The sequence below is a fragment of the Sphingomonas sp. NIBR02145 genome (assembly GCF_027359115.1).
GTDB lineage: Bacteria > Pseudomonadota > Alphaproteobacteria > Sphingomonadales > Sphingomonadaceae > Sphingomonas > Sphingomonas kyeonggiensis_A.
In genome coordinates, this window is sequence record NZ_CP114791.1 from 4,670,688 (window position 1) to 4,686,955 (window position 16,268).

General features: G+C 63.1%; 20 protein-coding genes and 1 tRNA gene. 15 read left to right on the plus strand and 6 right to left on the minus strand.

What is annotated here, in order from left to right:
- The first annotated feature begins 31 nt into the window (after window positions 1–31).
- Window positions 32–724 carry a DUF1013 domain-containing protein gene (locus O3305_RS21510; RefSeq protein ID WP_269574360.1) on the plus strand — a complete coding sequence of 231 codons (693 nt, stop codon included), beginning with the start codon at window positions 32–34 and terminating at the stop codon, window positions 722–724.
- On the opposite strand, the gene O3305_RS21515 is transcribed toward O3305_RS21510, so the two are convergent.
- Complete coding sequence (locus O3305_RS21515) at window positions 721–1,530, minus strand: arylamine N-acetyltransferase family protein (RefSeq protein ID WP_269574361.1); 810 nt, start codon at window positions 1,528–1,530, stop codon at window positions 721–723. The genes O3305_RS21510 and O3305_RS21515 overlap by 4 nt on opposite strands.
- Before the next feature lie 135 nt (window positions 1,531–1,665).
- On the opposite strand from O3305_RS21515, the gene O3305_RS21520 reads away from it, so the two are divergent.
- The 3 genes from O3305_RS21520 (at window position 1,666) to O3305_RS21530 (ending at window position 3,533) form a co-directional block, all read left to right on the plus strand.
- Window positions 1,666–2,511, plus strand: a complete 846-nt coding sequence (locus O3305_RS21520; RefSeq protein WP_269574362.1) for a dienelactone hydrolase family protein — start codon at window positions 1,666–1,668, stop codon at window positions 2,509–2,511.
- Between the two features lie 61 nt (window positions 2,512–2,572).
- Window positions 2,573–3,211, plus strand: a complete 639-nt coding sequence (locus O3305_RS21525; protein ID WP_269574363.1) for a glutathione S-transferase family protein — start codon at window positions 2,573–2,575, stop codon at window positions 3,209–3,211.
- A gap of 154 nt (window positions 3,212–3,365) precedes the next feature.
- Complete coding sequence (locus O3305_RS21530) at window positions 3,366–3,533, plus strand: hypothetical protein (RefSeq protein WP_269574364.1); 168 nt, start codon at window positions 3,366–3,368, stop codon at window positions 3,531–3,533.
- Between the two features lie 141 nt (window positions 3,534–3,674).
- Here the strand turns inward: O3305_RS21530 and O3305_RS21535 are convergent, their stop codons facing one another.
- The 4 genes from O3305_RS21535 to O3305_RS21550 form a co-directional block, all read right to left on the minus strand.
- Window positions 3,675–3,863: a DUF1289 domain-containing protein gene (locus O3305_RS21535; RefSeq protein ID WP_269574365.1), complete on the minus strand. Its 189-nt coding sequence runs from the start codon at window positions 3,861–3,863 to the stop codon at window positions 3,675–3,677.
- A complete protein-coding gene (locus O3305_RS21540) occupies window positions 3,860–4,378 on the minus strand; it encodes a thioredoxin family protein (protein WP_269574366.1) in 519 nt (172 codons plus the stop codon). Before O3305_RS21540 ends, O3305_RS21535 begins: the two co-directional genes overlap by 4 nt.
- The gene (locus O3305_RS21545) at window positions 4,375–5,793 is read right to left on the minus strand and encodes a DEAD/DEAH box helicase (protein ID WP_269574367.1); all 1,419 of its coding nucleotides are present in this window, start codon (window positions 5,791–5,793) and stop codon (window positions 4,375–4,377) included. Before O3305_RS21545 ends, O3305_RS21540 begins: the two co-directional genes overlap by 4 nt.
- 90 nt (window positions 5,794–5,883) lie before the next feature.
- Window positions 5,884–6,366 carry a hypothetical protein gene (locus tag O3305_RS21550; protein WP_269574368.1) on the minus strand — a complete coding sequence of 161 codons (483 nt, stop codon included), beginning with the start codon at window positions 6,364–6,366 and terminating at the stop codon, window positions 5,884–5,886.
- Between the two features lie 74 nt (window positions 6,367–6,440).
- Between O3305_RS21550 and O3305_RS21555 the strand changes: the two genes are divergently transcribed.
- From O3305_RS21555 to O3305_RS21570, 4 genes are all read left to right on the plus strand, one after another.
- Entirely contained in the window at window positions 6,441–7,889 is a 1,449-nt protein-coding gene (locus tag O3305_RS21555) for an FAD-binding oxidoreductase (protein ID WP_269574369.1), read from the plus strand.
- 52 nt (window positions 7,890–7,941) lie between these two features.
- Window positions 7,942–8,724 carry a SapC family protein gene (locus O3305_RS21560; RefSeq protein WP_269574370.1) on the plus strand — a complete coding sequence of 261 codons (783 nt, stop codon included), beginning with the start codon at window positions 7,942–7,944 and terminating at the stop codon, window positions 8,722–8,724.
- A 2-nt stretch (window positions 8,725–8,726) separates the two neighbouring features.
- Entirely contained in the window at window positions 8,727–9,272 is a 546-nt protein-coding gene (locus tag O3305_RS21565) for a cytochrome b (RefSeq protein WP_269574371.1), read from the plus strand.
- 214 nt (window positions 9,273–9,486) lie between these two features.
- Complete coding sequence (locus O3305_RS21570; protein ID WP_269574372.1) at window positions 9,487–9,669, plus strand: hypothetical protein; 183 nt, start codon at window positions 9,487–9,489, stop codon at window positions 9,667–9,669.
- Window positions 9,670–9,672: 3 nt separating this feature from the next.
- Here O3305_RS21570 and O3305_RS21575 read toward each other — a convergent pair whose 3' ends face one another.
- Window positions 9,673–10,515 carry an N-formylglutamate amidohydrolase gene (locus tag O3305_RS21575; RefSeq protein ID WP_269574373.1) on the minus strand — a complete coding sequence of 281 codons (843 nt, stop codon included), beginning with the start codon at window positions 10,513–10,515 and terminating at the stop codon, window positions 9,673–9,675.
- Window positions 10,516–10,631: 116 nt separating this feature from the next.
- Here O3305_RS21575 and cpdR point away from each other — a divergent pair, with 116 nt between their 5' ends.
- From cpdR to O3305_RS21610, 7 genes are all read left to right on the plus strand, one after another.
- Window positions 10,632–11,006 carry a cell cycle two-component system response regulator CpdR gene (gene cpdR / locus O3305_RS21580; RefSeq protein WP_269574374.1) on the plus strand — a complete coding sequence of 125 codons (375 nt, stop codon included), beginning with the start codon at window positions 10,632–10,634 and terminating at the stop codon, window positions 11,004–11,006.
- A gap of 69 nt (window positions 11,007–11,075) precedes the next feature.
- Window positions 11,076–11,150, plus strand: a tRNA-Val gene (locus tag O3305_RS21585).
- Window positions 11,151–11,611: 461 nt separating this feature from the next.
- Window positions 11,612–12,277, plus strand: coding sequence for a site-specific integrase (locus O3305_RS21590; protein WP_269574375.1), 666 nt, complete (start codon window positions 11,612–11,614; stop codon window positions 12,275–12,277).
- Window positions 12,278–12,728: 451 nt separating this feature from the next.
- Complete coding sequence (locus tag O3305_RS21595) at window positions 12,729–14,417, plus strand: hypothetical protein (protein WP_269574376.1); 1,689 nt, start codon at window positions 12,729–12,731, stop codon at window positions 14,415–14,417.
- A 17-nt stretch (window positions 14,418–14,434) separates the two neighbouring features.
- On the plus strand, window positions 14,435–14,896 hold the full coding sequence (locus O3305_RS21600) for a Ros/MucR family transcriptional regulator (protein ID WP_269574377.1): 462 nt from the start codon (window positions 14,435–14,437) through the stop codon (window positions 14,894–14,896).
- 134 nt (window positions 14,897–15,030) lie between these two features.
- Complete coding sequence (locus tag O3305_RS21605) at window positions 15,031–15,213, plus strand: hypothetical protein (RefSeq protein ID WP_269574378.1); 183 nt, start codon at window positions 15,031–15,033, stop codon at window positions 15,211–15,213.
- Between the two features lie 45 nt (window positions 15,214–15,258).
- Window positions 15,259–16,215 carry an AlbA family DNA-binding domain-containing protein gene (locus O3305_RS21610; RefSeq protein WP_269574379.1) on the plus strand — a complete coding sequence of 319 codons (957 nt, stop codon included), beginning with the start codon at window positions 15,259–15,261 and terminating at the stop codon, window positions 16,213–16,215.
- Window positions 16,216–16,268: the final 53 nt, after the last annotated feature.

Below are 16,268 nucleotides of genomic sequence, written 5' to 3' on the forward strand. Positions count from 1 at the left end.
GGGTGGCCCTTTCTATTTCTGGAGACGAAAAGTGGCCCAGCCGCTGATGCCGCATGCGACCGCTTCCTGGCTGGTCGACAACACTTCGCTCTCGTTCGATCAGATCGCGGAGTTCTGCGGCCTGCACATCCTCGAGGTCCAGGCGATCGCCGATGATACCGCCGCGACCAAGCTCACCGGCCGCGATCCGGTCCGTGCGCACGAGCTGACGATGGACGAGATCGAGAAGGGCCAGAAGGACCCGAACTACGTCCTCAAGATGCTCAAGGGCCCCGAGCAGGTCCGCCGCACCAAGGGCCCGCGCTACACCCCGGTGTCGAAGCGCCAGGACAAGCCGGACGGCATCGCCTGGATCCTGCGCAACCATCCGGAGATCTCGGACGGCGCGATCGGCAAGCTGATCGGCACCACCCGCACCACCATCGCCGCGATTCGCGACCGCAGCCATTGGAACATCGCCAATATCGTGCCGAAGGACCCGGTGACGCTGGGCCTCACTTCGCAGCGCGAGCTTGACGCGCTGGTCGCCAAGGCCGCCAAGGCCGCCGGCATCGAGGCACAGGTCGATACTCGCCTCGAGGGCGACCGCGAAGCGCTGATCGAGCAGCTCCGTGCCGAGCGCACCGCCGCGGCCCGCGAAGCCGAAGGCCATGGCGACGACGCGCCGGCCGCGCCGATCGAGCACACCGCCGAGACGCTGTTCCGCACCAACAACAGCAACTAAGCGTCCGGGAACAGGGCGGCGTGGCGGGCGCAGATCGCGTCCCATAGCCCCGCCGCCTCCGGCACCGCCAAACCGAAGCGCTGGTCGAGCCGCTCGACCAGCGCTTCTGCGTTCTGGAGGGTCTCGCTCGTCTCGCCCTCGGGGCCGCGCGTGATGAGGACGCGCCCGCGCAATATGCTGTGGGTGTCGCCGCGGCGCTGCTGGACCACGAGGTTCTGGACGAAGGGCGATTGCGGCGCGACCTGCAGCTCGGCGCAGCGCTGGGCGAACAGCGCCTCGTCGGCGGGCGCGTCGCTGAAATCGTAGCTGAACGGATCGTCCTCGCCATAGCGCTCCTCGAAGCGCCACCAGCCATCCACTTCGCGCAGCGCCACCGCATAGGGCGCGAATTGCGCGTTTCCTGCTTCGAAGGGCAGGGGTGCCGCCTGGCTGCCGCCGAAGCCGACATCGACCAGCCATAGCCGGCCTTCCAGCCTGACCAGCAGCGCGAGATGGTTGCCCAGTGACATCTCGCCGATCACGTGCCGCATCACGCCGGCGGAGATGCGGCGGACGTCATAGCCCAGCGCCTCCAGGACGCGGCCGAACAGCCCGTTCTGCTCGAAGCACCAGCCGCCGCGCCGGCGCGTCACCAGCTTGTCGAAGATCGCGTCCGGATCGATCGAGATGGGCGTGCCGAGCTGCACGTCGAGATTCTCGAACGGGAAGGCAGCGAGATGGGCCTGCATCAGCTGGGTGAGCGTGATGCGGTCCGGCGTGGTCGGCTGCGGCTGGCCGGTGCGCGCTAAATAGGCCTGAAGATCCATGTGCTGCCTCCCCCTTGCAGGCAGAGAGCATGGCAGCGGGCGGGGTGCGCTGTCGAGCCTCGGCAGGACGGGGCGGGGCGTGTAGCCTCGCGTCCGCGACTCGGGACGGCCGGGCGCGCATCCTGGAGGGATCCCATGTGTGACGACCTGACCGCCGCCGACAACGCCGACTTCCTGATGACCCGGCGCGAATTCGGCGCGGGCGCGGCTGCGGCCGGAGTGGTCGCGCTGTTGCCGGTTCCCGCCAACGCGGCGGAGATCAAGGGCCGCGACGTCACCATCGTCACGCCGGACGGCAGCTGCGATGCCTATTTCGTCGCACCGGCCAAGGGCAAGCATCCCGCGGTGATCGTGTGGCCGGACATTTTCGGCCTGCGCCCGGCCTTCCGCCAGATGGCCGACCGGCTCGCGCAGTCGGGCTATGCGGTGCTGACGGTCAACCAGTTCTACCGCTCGACCAAGACGCCGTTCGTCACGCCCGGTCAGGGCTTCGACGATGCACTCAAGGCCAAGGTGGGGCCGTGGCGCGCGCTGCTCACCAATGAGGCGGCTCAGCGCGATGCGGCGGCGTTCATCGCCTGGGTCGATGGCCAGAAGGAAGTCGACAGGAAGCGCGGCATCGGCACCACCGGCTATTGCATGGGCGGGCCGCTGGTGATGCTCACCGCGGCCGTGTCGCCCGCCCGGGTGCGCGGCGCGGCGACCTTCCATGGCGGCGGGCTCGCGGCGGACGGGCTGCTCGCGCTCGTCCCAACGATGAAGGCGCGCTTCCTGATCGCCATTGCCGAGAATGACGACGGCCGCGCGCCCGGCGACAAGGACAAGCTGCGCGCCGCGTTCGCCGCCGCGAAGCTCCCCGCCGAGATCGAGGTCTACAAGGGAACGATGCACGGCTGGTGCCCGCCGGACAGCCAGGTCTACAACGCCGCCGAGGCCAATCGCGCCTGGGACCGGTTGCTGGCGACCTTCGTCACGCTCTGAGGCGGCTTGACGGCCGGTCAATGTGAGTTCACGTTATGTTCTGACGATTCGGAGGCAGGCCATGGCAGACGAACTGATCTTCTACACCCATCCCCAGTCGCGCGGGCGGATTGCCCGCTGGGCGCTGGAAGAGGCGGGTGCCGCCTATGAAACGCGGGTCGTCGAATATGGCACGACGATGAAGGGCGAGGACTATCTCGGCATCAACCCGATGGGAAAGGTGCCGGCGATCGTCCACAAGGGCCGGGTCGTCACCGAATGCGCGGCGATCTGCGCCTATCTGGCCGAGGCGTTCCCCGAGGCAGGGCTGGCGCCCACGGCGGAGGAGCGGGCGGACTATTATCGCTGGCTGTTCTTCGCGGCAGGCCCGGTCGAGCAGGCGGTGACCAACAACTTCGCCAAGTTCGAGCCATCGGCCGATCAGGGCCGGATGTTCGGCTATGGCAATTACGACCTGGCCGTCGATGTGCTGGAGAAGGCGGTGTCGGCGCATTCCTATATCGCCGGTGATCGCTTTACCGCGGCGGACATCTATGTTGGCTCGGCGGTGGGCTGGGGCACGATGTTCGGCACGCTGCCGAAGCGCGATGCCTTTCTGGACTATTTCGGTCGGCTGAGCAGCCGGGAAGCGTATCAGCGCGCCAGCGCCAAGGACGATGCGCTGGTGGCGGAACTGGAAGCGGCCAAGGCGCCGGCCTGACTGTTCTCTCCGGCGCGTGCAGCATGTGACGCGCCGGAGGCATGCGTTCACAAACTGACGGAAAATGGGGGAGGGCGGAGTGGACCACTCGGCAGCCTATGATACCGGCCGCCTGGCCGGAACCGTTATCGGGTACCTTCTGGTATATGGCGGAATGATCGCGCTGGGGGTGTTCTTCGGCAAGCGATTGGCAAGGAAGCGCGATGTCGGCTTCGTGCGCTGGCCGCTGAACCTGGCGCTCGTGCTGGTCCTGCTGCTGATCGCGGGCCAGTGCGCCAATCGCAACCAGGCGCAAGGCGTGGCGAGCAGCATGGAGGCGTAATTCCTTCAGTTTCCCGGCAAAGGCCGGGGCCCAGTTGCAATGTCGTTCGAGAGGCTTCGGCGCCATCGATAGCGCGCTCAACCCGGGCACCGGCCTTCGCCGGGGAACGGCGAACTAGTGGGATTCAGGTTTTGATGCGGCCTAGCGCTCAAGCTGTTCCATCCGGGCCGGCAATTCGGCCATCACCGCGTCGCGGTCGGCCTGGTCGGTCGAGCCCCAGCGCGCGATCTCGTCGATCGTGCGGCCGCAGCCGAGGCACCAGCCGGTGGCACCGTCCATCGTGCAGAGCCCGATGCAGGGGCTCTCGATGATCGGGACATATTCGATCATCGCGTCCAGCGCGCCAGCCAGTCGGCCATTTGCTGGGGCTGCAGGAGGCGCGCATCCCCCAGGCCGAGAATGTCGTCGCGGTTGCGCAGGCGGCGGGTGCGCGGGTCGACCACGAGGATCGCGGGAACGGCCTCGAGCGAGGCAGCGCCGAAGCGGCGGGGCATGTCGAGATTGCGGTCGAACTCGCCGATATCGACCTGGACCAGCTCGAAATGGCTGGCGATCCAGCTGCGCATCTCGGGCAATTCGAGCACGCCGGCCAGAACCCGGCAATCAACGCACCAGTTGGCGCCGAAATCGATGAGCAGCGGTTTGCCGGACTTCTTCGCGCGGGCGAGCGCAGCGTCCACGTCCCTCCCGGCATCGCGCGATGGATCATAAGGCGCGGGCAGGGGCAGCGGTAGCTGGGCGAGCGTGCGCGCCTTGAGCCGGGGCGCTGCCACCGTTTGCGAAAGGGCAGTGCCGGGCAGCGCCAGCGCGGTCAGCGCGAGCAGCAGCCCGGCGCGGCGAATCATTCGGCGGCGAGCGTGTAGTTCAGGAAGTCCGGGATCGGGCCGTTCCAGCCATCGTCCGGACCATCGTCGCGCTCGTCGCGGCGGCGGTCGCGCCCACGATCGCGGCGGGGCTGCTCGTCGCGGCTTTCACGGCGGAATTCCTCGCGGCGCGGCTCTTCCCGGCGGGGCTCGTCGCGACGCGTTTCCTCGCGCTTCGGCTCGGCCTTCTTGCCGCGCGCGGGCTTCTTCTCGTCCTCGGCCTTGCGGCGGCCGCGCGGCGCTTCCTCGCGTACCTCGTCGCCCTCGGCGGCGGCAGCCGGGTTCTTCAGCCGCACGCGCTCGATCTTGTGGCCGGTGAGCTTCTCGATATTGGCGATGTTCTCGGCATCGTCCGGCGCGACCAGCGTATAGGCTGTGCCGGTGGCGCCGCCGCGGCCGGTGCGGCCGATGCGGTGGACATAATCGTCCGGATGCCAGGGCGCGTCGAAGTTGAAGACGTGGCTGACGCCCTTGATGTCGAGCCCGCGCGCCGCGACGTCCGAGGCGACGAGGATGTTCACGTCACCCTTCTTGAACCGGTCGAGCTCGGCCAGGCGCTGCGGCTGTTCCATGTCGCCATGGATCTCGGCCGAGCGGAAGCGGTGGCGCTGCAGGCTCTTGTTGAGCTCGCGCACCGTGGTCTTGCGGTTGCAGAAGATGATCGCGGTCTGGACGTTGTCCGCCTCGAGCAGCTGGCGCAGCGTCTCGCGCTTCTTCATCGAGGTGGTCTCGACGATGCGCTGGGTGATGTTGGTGTTGGTGGTCGCCGGACGGGCGACCTCGATCCGCTTGGGATCGTTCAGGAACTTGTCCGCCAGCTTCTTGATGACCGGCGGCATCGTTGCCGAGAAGAGCAGGGTCTGGCGCTGCTTGGGCAGCTTGGTGCAGATTTCCTCGATATCGGGGATGAACCCCATGTCGAGCATCCGGTCGGCCTCGTCGATCACCAGCAGGCTGCAGCCGGTGAGCAGAATCTTGCCGCGGCCGAACAGGTCCATCAGCCGGCCCGGCGTGGCGATGAGGACGTCGACGCCCTTTTCCAGCGCCTTCACCTGGTCGCCCATCTGCACGCCGCCGATCAGCAGGGCCATGGAGAGCTTGTGGTGGGTGCCGTACTTCTCGAAATTCTCGGCGACCTGGGCAGCGAGCTCGCGCGTCGGCTCGAGGATGAGCGAGCGCGGCATCAGCGCGCGGGTGCGCCCTTCGCCGAGGATGTCGATCATCGGCAGCACGAATGCGGCGGTTTTGCCCGTGCCCGTCTGGGCGATGCCGACAAGGTCCTTGCCCATCAGCACGCTTGGAATGGCCTGGCGCTGAATGGGCGTGGGCTCGGTATAGCCCGCGTCAGTCACTGCGCGCAGAAGTTCGTCAGAAAGGCCGAGATCGGCAAAGCTCATGCAATTTTCCGGAAAATCGGCGTGGCTGACCCACGCGCGAAGCCTTCACGCGCTTGCGGATTTGGTAAGGAAAGTCAAGCGCTGAGGCGCTTAACGTGCCAATTCCAGCGTCTTGAAGGCCTCTACGTCGCAGGAGCGGCCCGCGCGGGTGCGGATCGAATCGCGGCCGGCGCAGATCTTCTGGTCCTTGTTCGTCTTCACATAGAAGCCGTTGTAGAAGCCGAGCGCCGGGCAATTGCGGCCCAGTTTGGCACGCAGCAGCGAGCCGTCGCGCAGCACCAGATCGACGCTTTCCTGCGTGTTGACGCCGGCGAAGCCCGCAATGTCCTGGACCTTCACGCAGTCCTTGGTCTTTTTCTCGATCACGCGCGGGGCGCGGCGCACCACGATGGTGGCGCTGCTGGTGATGGTGACGCGCGGCACCTGGATCGTCACCCGTTGCTGCTGTTGCTGCTGCTGGTCCTGCTGGAACGCCACCCGCACCGCATCCCAGTCGGGCGCGCCTGCAGGCGCCGCTGCGGGAGCGGCGACTACGAGCAGCAGGCTGGAGGCGACGGAAAACGGATTCGGCATTTCGTGTTTGTTATGTACGACCCAGGTTTGAACAGTGGATGAACTGCCGGCCATCGTGCTAGCCCAAAAATGCCATGACACCAGCGCAGCAGCAGCTCGTCGATACCGTTTTGGAGCGCTTTGGCGCCAAGGCGGTCACCACGGACGCCCAGGAAATCGCGCCCTGGGAATCGGACTGGCGCGGCCGCTATCACGGCAGTGCACCGGCTCTGCTCTCGCCGGGATCGACCGCGGAAGTGGCGGAAATCATCCGGCTTGCCGGCGAACTCGGCGTGAAGATCGTGCCCCAGGGCGGCAATACCGGCATGGTCGGCGGCGCGACCCCGTCCGAGGACGGATCGGCGCTGCTGCTCTCTACCCGCCGGATGAACATGATCCGCTCGATCGATCCGGTAGGCAATGTCGCGGTGGTCGAGGCTGGGGTGATCCTGGCCAACTTCCACAATGCCGCGTTGGAACAGGGGCGCCGATTCCCGCTGACGCTGGGCGCCAAGGGCAGCGCCACGATCGGCGGGCTGGTCTCCACCAATGCCGGCGGCACCCAGGTCCTGCGCTTCGGCAACATGCGACACCTGGTCGCGGGGCTGGAGGCAGTGCTGCCCGATGGCTCTATCTACGAGGGGCTGACGCCGCTCAAGAAGGACAATCGCGGCTATGACCTCACCCAGCTGCTGATCGGGGCGGAGGGGACGATCGGCATCGTCACCGCCGCGACGCTGCAGCTCCATCCGGCGATTCTCGAGCGCGCGGCCGCGTGGGTAGGTGTCGCGAGCCCGGAGGATGCGCTCCGGATGCTGCGTCTGATGGAGGCACGGACCAACACGATCGAAAGCTTCGAGATCATCCCCGGCGAGATCCTGCGGCATGTCCTGGATCATATTCCGGGCACCCGCTCGCCGCTCGCCGGTGAACATGCCTGGCACGTGCTGATCGAATCGGTCGCCACCGAAGCCGGTGCGGAACCTCCCGCCGCGCTGCTTGGGCAGCTGCTCGAGCCGGTATTCGAGAGCGGGCTTGCCGAGGATGCGGTGATCTCGTCGAGCGAGGCGCAGGTCGAGGCTTTCTGGCACATCCGCGATTCGATCTCCGAGGCCGAGCGGGCACTCGGCCCGGCGATGCAGCACGACATCTCGGTGCCGGTCGACAAGATGCCGCGCTTCATGATCGAGGCTGCGGAGGCGGCCGAGCGCCGCTTTCCCGGCGTGACCGCCACCGGCTTCGGGCATCTGGGCGACGGCAATGTCCATTTCCACGTCCGTGCGCCCGCCGGCGTCGATCGCGACAGCTGGTATGCGGGCGACGGCAAGGCGGTGAGCCGCTTCGTCTATGACATGGTGGTGGCCGAAGGCGGATCGATCTCGGCCGAGCATGGCATCGGCCAGATGAAGCGTGACGAACTGGTGCGTTTGAGCCCGCCGCAGCGCATCGCGGCACTAAAGGCGATCAAAATGGCACTGGATCCCCGCGGAATCCTCAATCCGGGCAAGCTGGTGGTGCTTGCGCCCGAGGCTGACAACCCATAGACCCGCCAATCGGGATTCCAGATACCAGCATTTTGTTCCCAGGAGATTTAGGATGGCTTCCGCCCCGCAGCAGTCGCTGCCTCTGTTTTACAATGACCTGCAGCCGCTTTCGAGCCAGCAGCACGCCGATTTCAAGATTCGCTCGGCCGACAAGGCGCCGTTCCTTGCGAAGCAGCACGCGGTTCCCGTCACCGTCGAGGAATTCCCGCTGGTGCAGCGTTTCATGCCGATCGTCTTCTCGCAGGGCGAAGAGCCGGTGCCGCTTGCACTGATGGGCCTGAACGAAGGCATCAATACCTTCTTCGACGAAGATGGTTCGCTCAACGAGCCGAACTTCTACGTCCCGGCCTATATCCGCCGCTATCCGTATCTGCTGGCGCGCCTGCGCCCGGACAGCGACGAGCTGTCGCTCTGCTTCGACCCGACCACGGACACCGTGGGTGCGTTCGAGGAAGGCGAGGCCCTGTTCGTCGACGGCGAACCGAGCGAGACCACCAAGAACATCCTTCAGTTCAACGAGCAGTTCGAGCAGGCCGGCGCCCGCACCGGCCAGTTCATGAAGGAGCTCAAGGAACTCGACCTGCTGATCGACGGTGAAGTCACCATCCAGCCGGACGGCGCGGCTCAGCCCTTCGTCTATCGCGGCTTCATGATGATCGACGAGAACAAGCTCAACGAGCTGCGCGGCGACCAGCTGCGCAAGATCGTGCAGAACGGCATGCTGCCGCTCATCTACGCCCACCTCTTCTCGCTGGGCCTGATGCGCGACATCTTCGGCCGCCAGCTGCGCCAGGGCAAGATGCCCGAGCCGCAGCTCGTGCAGCCGACCGCCTGAGAATGATCGAGCGCGGCGATCGATACAGCCGGGGGGCGATCGCCTTCCACTGGTCGATTGCCGCGCTCATCCTCGTCAACCTGATCATCGGCCTGTTCCACGACGCGATGCCGCGGGCGTGGGGCGTGATGCCGCTGCACAAGTCGCTCGGCATGGCCGTGCTGGCGCTCACGCTGGGCCGGATCGCCTGGCGATTCACCCACAAGCCGCCGCATCTGCCCGAGCTGTTGCCCGCCTGGGAAAAGGCGACGGCGCACATTGTCCACTTCATCCTCTATGCGCTGATGCTGATCCTGCCGATCAGCGGCTGGCTGCTTTCCTCCAATCCGGAGAAGCCGCGCCCGGTGAACTGGTTCGGCCTGTTCGAGATTCCGGTGCTGCCGGCAACGCCCGCCGTGGCGCACAATGCGCACGAGGCGCATGAGCTGCTCGGCTATCTGATGGCGGCGCTGGTGGTGATCCACATCGCCGCGGCGCTGCGGCACCATTTCCTGCTCCGCGACCAGGTGCTCGCGCGCATGCTGCCCGGGATCCGCCGAAACGGTTGATCTTTCTGCGAGAACGTTCGCCCGCAGCCCCTTGAACTAATCGACCCCCCAATTATATTTGGTCTTGTACGGCGTCGTGTCCCCCCTTTCGCGAAGCCGTACGGCACGCCCTCGGGCGTGTCTCCTCCCTGAACCTTGGCCACCTCGTGGGTAACCACGAGGTGGTTTTTTATGTGCCGTTGCCCCGGCCCTCGACGCGCGGCAGACTGGTCGCATGGGCAAGCGATCCGGGGTTCCGCACCGTGACGACGAACTGGCGGCGCTCAGCCTTGCTGCGCTGGAGGCCGAACTCGCGCGTGCGCACAGCCGGCTGGCGATTGTCGAGGGAGCGAAGGCTGCCAAGCAGTGGCACAAGCGCATCCACTGGCTTGAAGCGGAGATCGCGCGCCGCGATTGAGCGTTATTCCGCCGCGATCGCGCCCGGCAGCGCCTCGTCGGCAACCGCATCGATGATGTCGCGCAGCAGCCGCACCACAGCTTCGAGCCCCGGCCCTGGCTGGTCGAGCATCGAATCGAGATAGAGCGACCGGTCGAACTCCAGCTGGATCGCGTGGATGCCGCGTCGCGGATTGCCGTGGCGCTCAAGGATATGCCCGCCCGAATAGGGGGTGTTGGCCGCGGTCCGCACGCCATGCGCCCGCGCCACGCCCTCGATCCGGCCGAGGAAGCGTGCCGCGGCCGACTTGCCGAAGCGATCGCCTGGCACCAGCCGGGCCGCGATGCCCGGGGCACCGAGCGAGGGCATCGAATGCACATCAAGCAGCACCGCCACGCCGAAACGGACGCGCGCCGCGGTCAGTGCCGCTTCGATGGCGGCGTGCCAGGGGCGGTGATCGGCATGTATCCGCTGCTGCACCTCGTCGGCGGTCAGGCGGCGCTGCCAGATGTCGCCCGCGCTGCCCGCCCGGCGCGGCACCAGCCCCAGCCCGGAGCGGATCTTGGCGGAAAGCGGCGCGCCGTGCGGCCAGGCGCCGTCGTCCAGCCGGGGGTCGCGCTCATGCTCGGCGCGGTTGAGATCGATCCAGGCACGGGCACGGGTGGCGACGAACAGCGTCTCGTCGCGGCGGGCGGCAAGGGCGATCGCATCGGCATGGCGATCCTCCAGCGCGCGCAGCGCAACGAGCGGGACGCGGATCGCGCCGCGCAGCGCCTCGGGATAGTCGCGTCCGGCATGCGGCACCGACAGGATCACCGGGCTCAGCGGCTCGGCGGGGCCATGGCGGACGAAGGTCGCTTCAGTCACGACGCCATGACTATGCGCGCCTTGGCCTCGCCGCAATGCCGTGGGATAGGATAAGGGCGCAAAATCTTAAGGGCTTTCGGTATAGGAGGAGCCCTGTTGATTTCGAGTGGGGAAACATGATCCGAATTCTGCTGGCCGAGGATGACCGCGTGATGCGGGAATACCTTACCCGGGCGCTCGAGCGCTCGGGATATGCGGTCAGTGCGGTCGATCGCGGCACGGCGGCGATGCCGCTGCTCGAGTCCGAGCGTTTCGACCTGCTGCTCACCGACATCGTGATGCCCGAGATGGACGGGATCGAACTGGCCCAGAAGGCGAGCGAGATCGCGCCGGACATGCGGGTCATGTTCATCACCGGCTTTGCGGCGGTCACGCTCAAGGCCGGCAAGCAGGTGCCGCAGGCCAAGGTCCTCTCCAAGCCCTTCCATCTGCGCGACCTCGTTCTCGAGGTCGATCGGTTGTTCGAAGCGGAGAATGCCGGATTTAATTGAATTAGGGTGCTTGCGCGGTTCGAAAAGTCCCGCTAGAGGCCCGCTTCCCGTTTCGGCCGACAGGCCAATGGGCGCGTAGCTCAGTGGTAGAGCACTGTGTTGACATCGCAGGGGTCGCAAGTTCAATCCTTGCCGCGCCCACCACATAGAAAACCCCGGAAGTCTCAGGACTTCCGGGGTTTTTGCATTCTAGAGCTAAGCCCCGGACAGCCGTTTTCAGCGCTCCTGACACACTTTTGTCACGGGGAACGGAATTGGCTTCAATTCGAAAGAGAGGGGACCGTTGGTCGGTTCAAGTTCGGCGAAAGGGATACGAGCCTGAGTCTCGGTCCTTCCGGAATAAGGTTGATGCGGAGCGGTGGGCTCGGGAGCGCGAGAGCCAGATCGATCAAGGTGCGTATCCGCCGGGCCAAAGGGCACTTCGAGGGCAAACGCTTGGTTGTTTGGTCCGTCGCTATCTCGCGGAAATCACACCCGGCAAGCTAAGCGCTGAAAGCGAGCGCCTGAGGCTCCTAAAGCTGCTTAAGGCACCTGTTTGTGAGATTGCCCTAGCTGACCTGACATCGGCTCCTGTGGCGGCCTACAGGGACGCTAGAGCCAAGACGGTGAAGCCGGGTACCGTCGCCCGCGAACTGTCCCTGCTTCATAATGTGATCGATATTGCTCGCCGGGAATGGGACGTGCCGCTGGCGACAAATGTGGTGGCGCAGGTACGCCGCCTGCCGGTTCGAAATGCTAGGGACCGGCGCTTACGACCCGGAGAGCTACAGGCGCTTCGTGACGCACTTGTTGATAGTCGCAATCCACTGCTCCAACCTGCAATTCTATTCGCGATAGAGACGGCGCTCAGGCGGGGCGAACTGCTTGATCTAGAATGGACGGCAATCGATGTTCGCAATCGCACCGCTCATATCCCGCATACCAAAACCGGTTATGCACGGACCATTCCGCTTACGGACGCTGCTCTAGGCATCTTGGAGGGTTTGCCCCGCCGCGAGAGCAAGGTGTTCCCCATGACGGCAATGGCGTTGAAGCTGGCTTGGAATAGGGCTCGGGGCCGGGCGTCTTTGTCCGATTTACGATTCCACGACCTTCGGCACGAAGCTATTTCCCGCTTCGCGGAAATGGGTCTTACCGCCGTCGAGTTAAGGGTGATTAGTGGTCATCGCGATCTTAGGATGCTCACCCGCTACACCCATCTTAGGCCCGCCACCTTGGCTGCCAAACTAGCAGGGCGCTCTTGGGAGCAAGAAGTGGGCCCCGCTGCCTAGGGGCTCTCGCCTAGAACTAGCCGGGCTACTTGCAGAGTGTTGCCACAACTCAACGGAACGAGCTGCAAAACTGCTGTGAGTTTCGGGGCTTTTCACCCCGATCCCTCATTCATCATCCTTTTCCACCGCCTCCGGCTTTAGAACGCCGGAGGTGATTTCATAGAATTGGATAGGCATATTAGTTAATATCATTCCTAAAATTAACATATCTAGAAGTAGATAAACAGAAAATCTGGAATTGTTCTAAATAAACCCTATACATTTTTAAACTTTCATGCCTGGAAGAGGGTTGACGAACGGCTAGGCGGGCGCCACATGGCGCTTGCCAAAAAGTAACTCGTCCCTCTATAGAGTATATTGTGGATAGATTACTTTATTATACAAAGATACTTCTATGACTACTCATAAAACTGATAGTGAATCTCTTTACGATGCCTCTTATAGAACCCTTATGAATGACCTTAGTGGGTTTCATATTGTTCCTGATGTTGATACTGAGAACGCTTTAAAGGAGCTTCTCAAGGTCTTTGAAGGTGGATTGAGAAGTCTCCTTCAACCAAATTTCTATCTCAGTAGTCTCGATCCCGGTTCTGGAAAGACTCAAGCGATTTCCTCCTTCCTCAAGGCTTGGAAATCCAAGGGCTTTCTTCCGGAGGGGAGTGTCCTCGTTGGGGTGAAAACCAAGGAAGAAATTCGAGCCCTTGTGAACCGTCTCGGTTTGGATGATGCGGACTTCGCCTGCTTTACGAGTGACGAAGGCATCAACGCCCTCGGCCTGGGTGATGGGCGGCGTGGCGAGGCTAGGATTCTGCTCACCACGCAGCAGATGATCCTCAGTCGGACTCGGGATCGCACGTTCTCGGCGGCGAGGGACTTCCACTATGAGGGGAGGCCTAGGTCGCTACGCATCTGGGACGAAAGCCTTGTCCTTGCGGAGCCGGTGATGCTGTCCTGGTCTAGCCTCGCGGCGTTGGTTGAGCCGTTGAAACCGCGCTCTCGAGGCTTTGCCCTGCGCATTGAGCGCTTCCTTGGGACGCTGTCCGATAAGCTGGGGCATGTGATCGCTGTGCCGCGCTACTTCGAGGATTTGGCGAAGGAAGCTCTTAAGGACCGGAGGGGCCTGAGCGATGCCCATGTGAAAACGCTCGAAGGCATTCAGTTGGTCGCTGGTCGATCGATGTGGCTAGTTGCCGAGTCTGGTAAGGGGGAACGTGCTCTAGTTGGTGCGAGCAAGCCTCTGCCGGCCGATTTCGCCCCGGCGATAATTACCGACGCCTCCGGGCGTGTGCGTGGCACCTACGATATCTGGGAAGATGCAGGCGGGCTCGTTCGATTGCCCGCCAAGGCCAACGACTACCGGAATCTTCGTGTCCACCTTTGGGCTACCAAAGTTGGGAAAGACATTCTCCGGCATAGTGGCGCATCTCGTGATATCTACGACGAGGTTGCCAAGGCCATGGCGGCCAAGCCTGATGAGCGTTGGTTGGTGATTTCCTACAAGGCTAGCGATGATCTCAATGTTCATAAAGACCTGCGCGACACCGTAGATGAGGCTGTCTCCTTCGAATATCTTTCGTGGGGGCTGCACCACGGCACCAATGCGTACAAAGATATCAAGAACATCGTCATCATTGGCTCGGGCTTCTATCCCGCAGTCGCGTACACGGCTCTAGCGCTCGCTGCTTCTGGCAAGCCCGTTGGTGAGGCAGGGCTTGAGGCTCTGCCGGCGCTCAAGGGGGCGGAGTTCCAGCACAATTTCCTGCAAGCCATCATGCGCGGCAATGCGCGGAATAGCAGGGACGGGATCGCGGGGGAATGCGACGTCTATATGGTCGTTTCCAAGGCGCCTGCGCCAGCCGCCTTGATTAGGGAGGCCTTCCCAGGCTGCGTAATTGATCCTTGGGGCCCACCGGAAGAGGACATGAGCGATCACGGAAAGGCTCTGGTCGAATTTTTGAAATCCTGTTTCGCGTCGTCGGCGGGAAAATCGGTTTCGAAGAAGGCTGCTAGGGAGGCTGCCGGTATCCCTACTAAGCAACGTCTCACGACCGTGCTGCGCGAGGCCCCGGTGCAGCAAGCGCTTGTGAAAATGGATGTGGTTGTTACCACCAACAAGTTTGTCGGGCCGGATGAGCGCTAAGTTTTTAGGAGTATATAATGGCAGATGAAGCAACGTTGAGCCCGGTTGAACTCGCCGCTGAACTGACCGCTGCGTGGTTGGCAAATCCCAATACTCGATCCACTACGGAGGAGGCGGTTGCCTTCTTGACCTCGATCCATGCCGCTGTCGCGGACCTGGGCAAGGTAGCTGCGGTTGAGCCCGAGCCTGTCGCGCCAGCCGAGCCCGAGCATGTTCCCGCTGTATCGGTGCGCAAGAGCCTCGCCAGCAAAGAGCATATCATTAGTCTTTTAGATGGGCGTCCTTACCGCACTCTCACGCGGCACCTGTCCACGCACGGCCTCACCCCTGACGAGTATCGGGCTCGGTATAACCTCCCGAAATCGTACCCTATGACTGCTCCTGCCTACAGCGAGCAACGCCGGGAAATGGCAAAGAAGCTTGGGCTTGGACGTAAGCCGGGGCAAAAGGCACCCGCGAAGAAGTCGGCTGCTAAATAGGCCCTATTTCACCCTAGGGAGCCCATACAGGCGTGAAACGTAATTTAGGCTAGGTTGGCTATCTAAAAATACAAATTGCCCTGTATGGGCTTTATGTTGGCAATTTCGTGAATTCGTCAAGTCGAGGCTGAGTCATGGCAGAGGATCGAGTTTATATTGTCGGCGGCGAAGACGAAAACGGCGATCAGCATCTATTTGCTACGGATGACCTTGGGCGAGCAATAGCTAAGCACAACGAATTGAAGGGCCGGCTTCGGAAGGTTCAGACCAATGAGGGGCTGGCCGATGCTATGGATGCGGCGGCTAACCCCCACTAGGCCCGTCAAGTCGCAAAGCATATCACCGAAGGAGGGAATCTAGCGATGCGACCACTCGACGAATGGGACGAAAATGACCTCCAAGCCCTGATTGCCAATCAGGTACAGGAGAGCTTGCAACTCGATTACAAGCAGTCGGCCGCGCTTGCGAAAAACAACAATAGCCAGAATGAGCTAGCGAAGGACGTATCGGCTTTTGCGAACTCCGCAGGGGGGCGCATCATCTACGGGATCGCGGAAGCCAACAATTTGCCTGCCAACATTGATGGCGGTTGTGACCCGACCGTAATCACACGAGAGTGGATCGAGAACAGCATCCTGGGCCATGTGCAACCGCGTATCGCGGGCCTCGTCATCAAACCTATTCCACTGGCCTCGGGCGGCGTCGCTTATGTGATCGACATTCCCCAAGCGACCACGTTCGCCCCGCATCAAGCCAATCACCGCTATCACAAGCGCGTTAACTTCCAATCGCTTCCAATGGAGGACTACGAGGTTAAGGACTTGATGCGGCGGGCATCGTCCAGCGAGCCTTTCATCTATTTCACCTTGCACAATTTTCAGAACGAGGCCGGTGCAAACCGCTCTAAGCTGACTGCCCATATCGGCAACCGCAGCTCTGAGCCGATGCTGTACGCACACATCAAAGTTTTTGTTGGCACACCGATGTTCAGCGGTGAGCAGCCCGGTTACGGCATGTGGCAGTTCTTCGAAGGCGCTCTCCAAGCTGGTAATCTGGCTGAAAACGCGCCGGTCCATGTCTACACGCAGAACCACAGCATCCCCGGTTCAATGCCAATTTTTAAGGAAACCCAGTTCACCCTGCTGGACCTTGACATGCCACGCCCTGATGTTGGGCACTACCACCTAGGGTATGAGATCGCCTGCCCCGGCTATTCGCATTTCATTGTTCGTGAGTTTTTCTTCAACGGGGCCGGTTTGGTCCCGATGGACAAAGAGGCGAACCTGCTCATTGATCCGTTCGCTGCCGTCCCGGCCTAATCATAGGTAAGCTGACCGGCGGCTATCACAAATTGGGTCCGCGAAGTTCACTT

Excerpts from the sequence above, each read along its gene's own strand:
- O3305_RS21610 (WP_269574379.1), top strand. The coding sequence starts at position 15,259 with ATGCGACCACTCGACGAATGGGACGAAAATGACCTCCAAGCCCTGATT.
- O3305_RS21560 (WP_269574370.1), top strand. The coding sequence starts at position 7,942 with ATGGCTTCCGCCCCGCAGCAGTCGCTGCCTCTGTTTTACAATGACCTG.
- O3305_RS21520 (WP_269574362.1), top strand. The coding sequence starts at position 1,666 with ATGTGTGACGACCTGACCGCCGCCGACAACGCCGACTTCCTGATGACC.
- O3305_RS21540 (WP_269574366.1), bottom strand. The coding sequence starts at position 4,378 with ATGATTCGCCGCGCCGGGCTGCTGCTCGCGCTGACCGCGCTGGCGCTG.
- O3305_RS21515 (WP_269574361.1), bottom strand. The coding sequence starts at position 1,530 with ATGGATCTTCAGGCCTATTTAGCGCGCACCGGCCAGCCGCAGCCGACC.
- O3305_RS21550 (WP_269574368.1), bottom strand. The coding sequence starts at position 6,366 with ATGCCGAATCCGTTTTCCGTCGCCTCCAGCCTGCTGCTCGTAGTCGCC.
- O3305_RS21570 (WP_269574372.1), top strand. The coding sequence starts at position 9,487 with ATGGGCAAGCGATCCGGGGTTCCGCACCGTGACGACGAACTGGCGGCG.
- O3305_RS21595 (WP_269574376.1), top strand. The coding sequence starts at position 12,729 with ATGAATGACCTTAGTGGGTTTCATATTGTTCCTGATGTTGATACTGAG.
- O3305_RS21525 (WP_269574363.1), top strand. The coding sequence starts at position 2,573 with ATGGCAGACGAACTGATCTTCTACACCCATCCCCAGTCGCGCGGGCGG.
- O3305_RS21530 (WP_269574364.1), top strand. The coding sequence starts at position 3,366 with ATGATCGCGCTGGGGGTGTTCTTCGGCAAGCGATTGGCAAGGAAGCGC.
- cpdR (WP_269574374.1), top strand. The coding sequence starts at position 10,632 with ATGATCCGAATTCTGCTGGCCGAGGATGACCGCGTGATGCGGGAATAC.
- O3305_RS21600 (WP_269574377.1), top strand. The coding sequence starts at position 14,435 with ATGGCAGATGAAGCAACGTTGAGCCCGGTTGAACTCGCCGCTGAACTG.
- O3305_RS21565 (WP_269574371.1), top strand. The coding sequence starts at position 8,727 with ATGATCGAGCGCGGCGATCGATACAGCCGGGGGGCGATCGCCTTCCAC.
- O3305_RS21605 (WP_269574378.1), top strand. The coding sequence starts at position 15,031 with ATGGCAGAGGATCGAGTTTATATTGTCGGCGGCGAAGACGAAAACGGC.
- O3305_RS21545 (WP_269574367.1), bottom strand. The coding sequence starts at position 5,793 with ATGAGCTTTGCCGATCTCGGCCTTTCTGACGAACTTCTGCGCGCAGTG.
- O3305_RS21555 (WP_269574369.1), top strand. The coding sequence starts at position 6,441 with ATGACACCAGCGCAGCAGCAGCTCGTCGATACCGTTTTGGAGCGCTTT.
- O3305_RS21535 (WP_269574365.1), bottom strand. The coding sequence starts at position 3,863 with ATGATCGAATATGTCCCGATCATCGAGAGCCCCTGCATCGGGCTCTGC.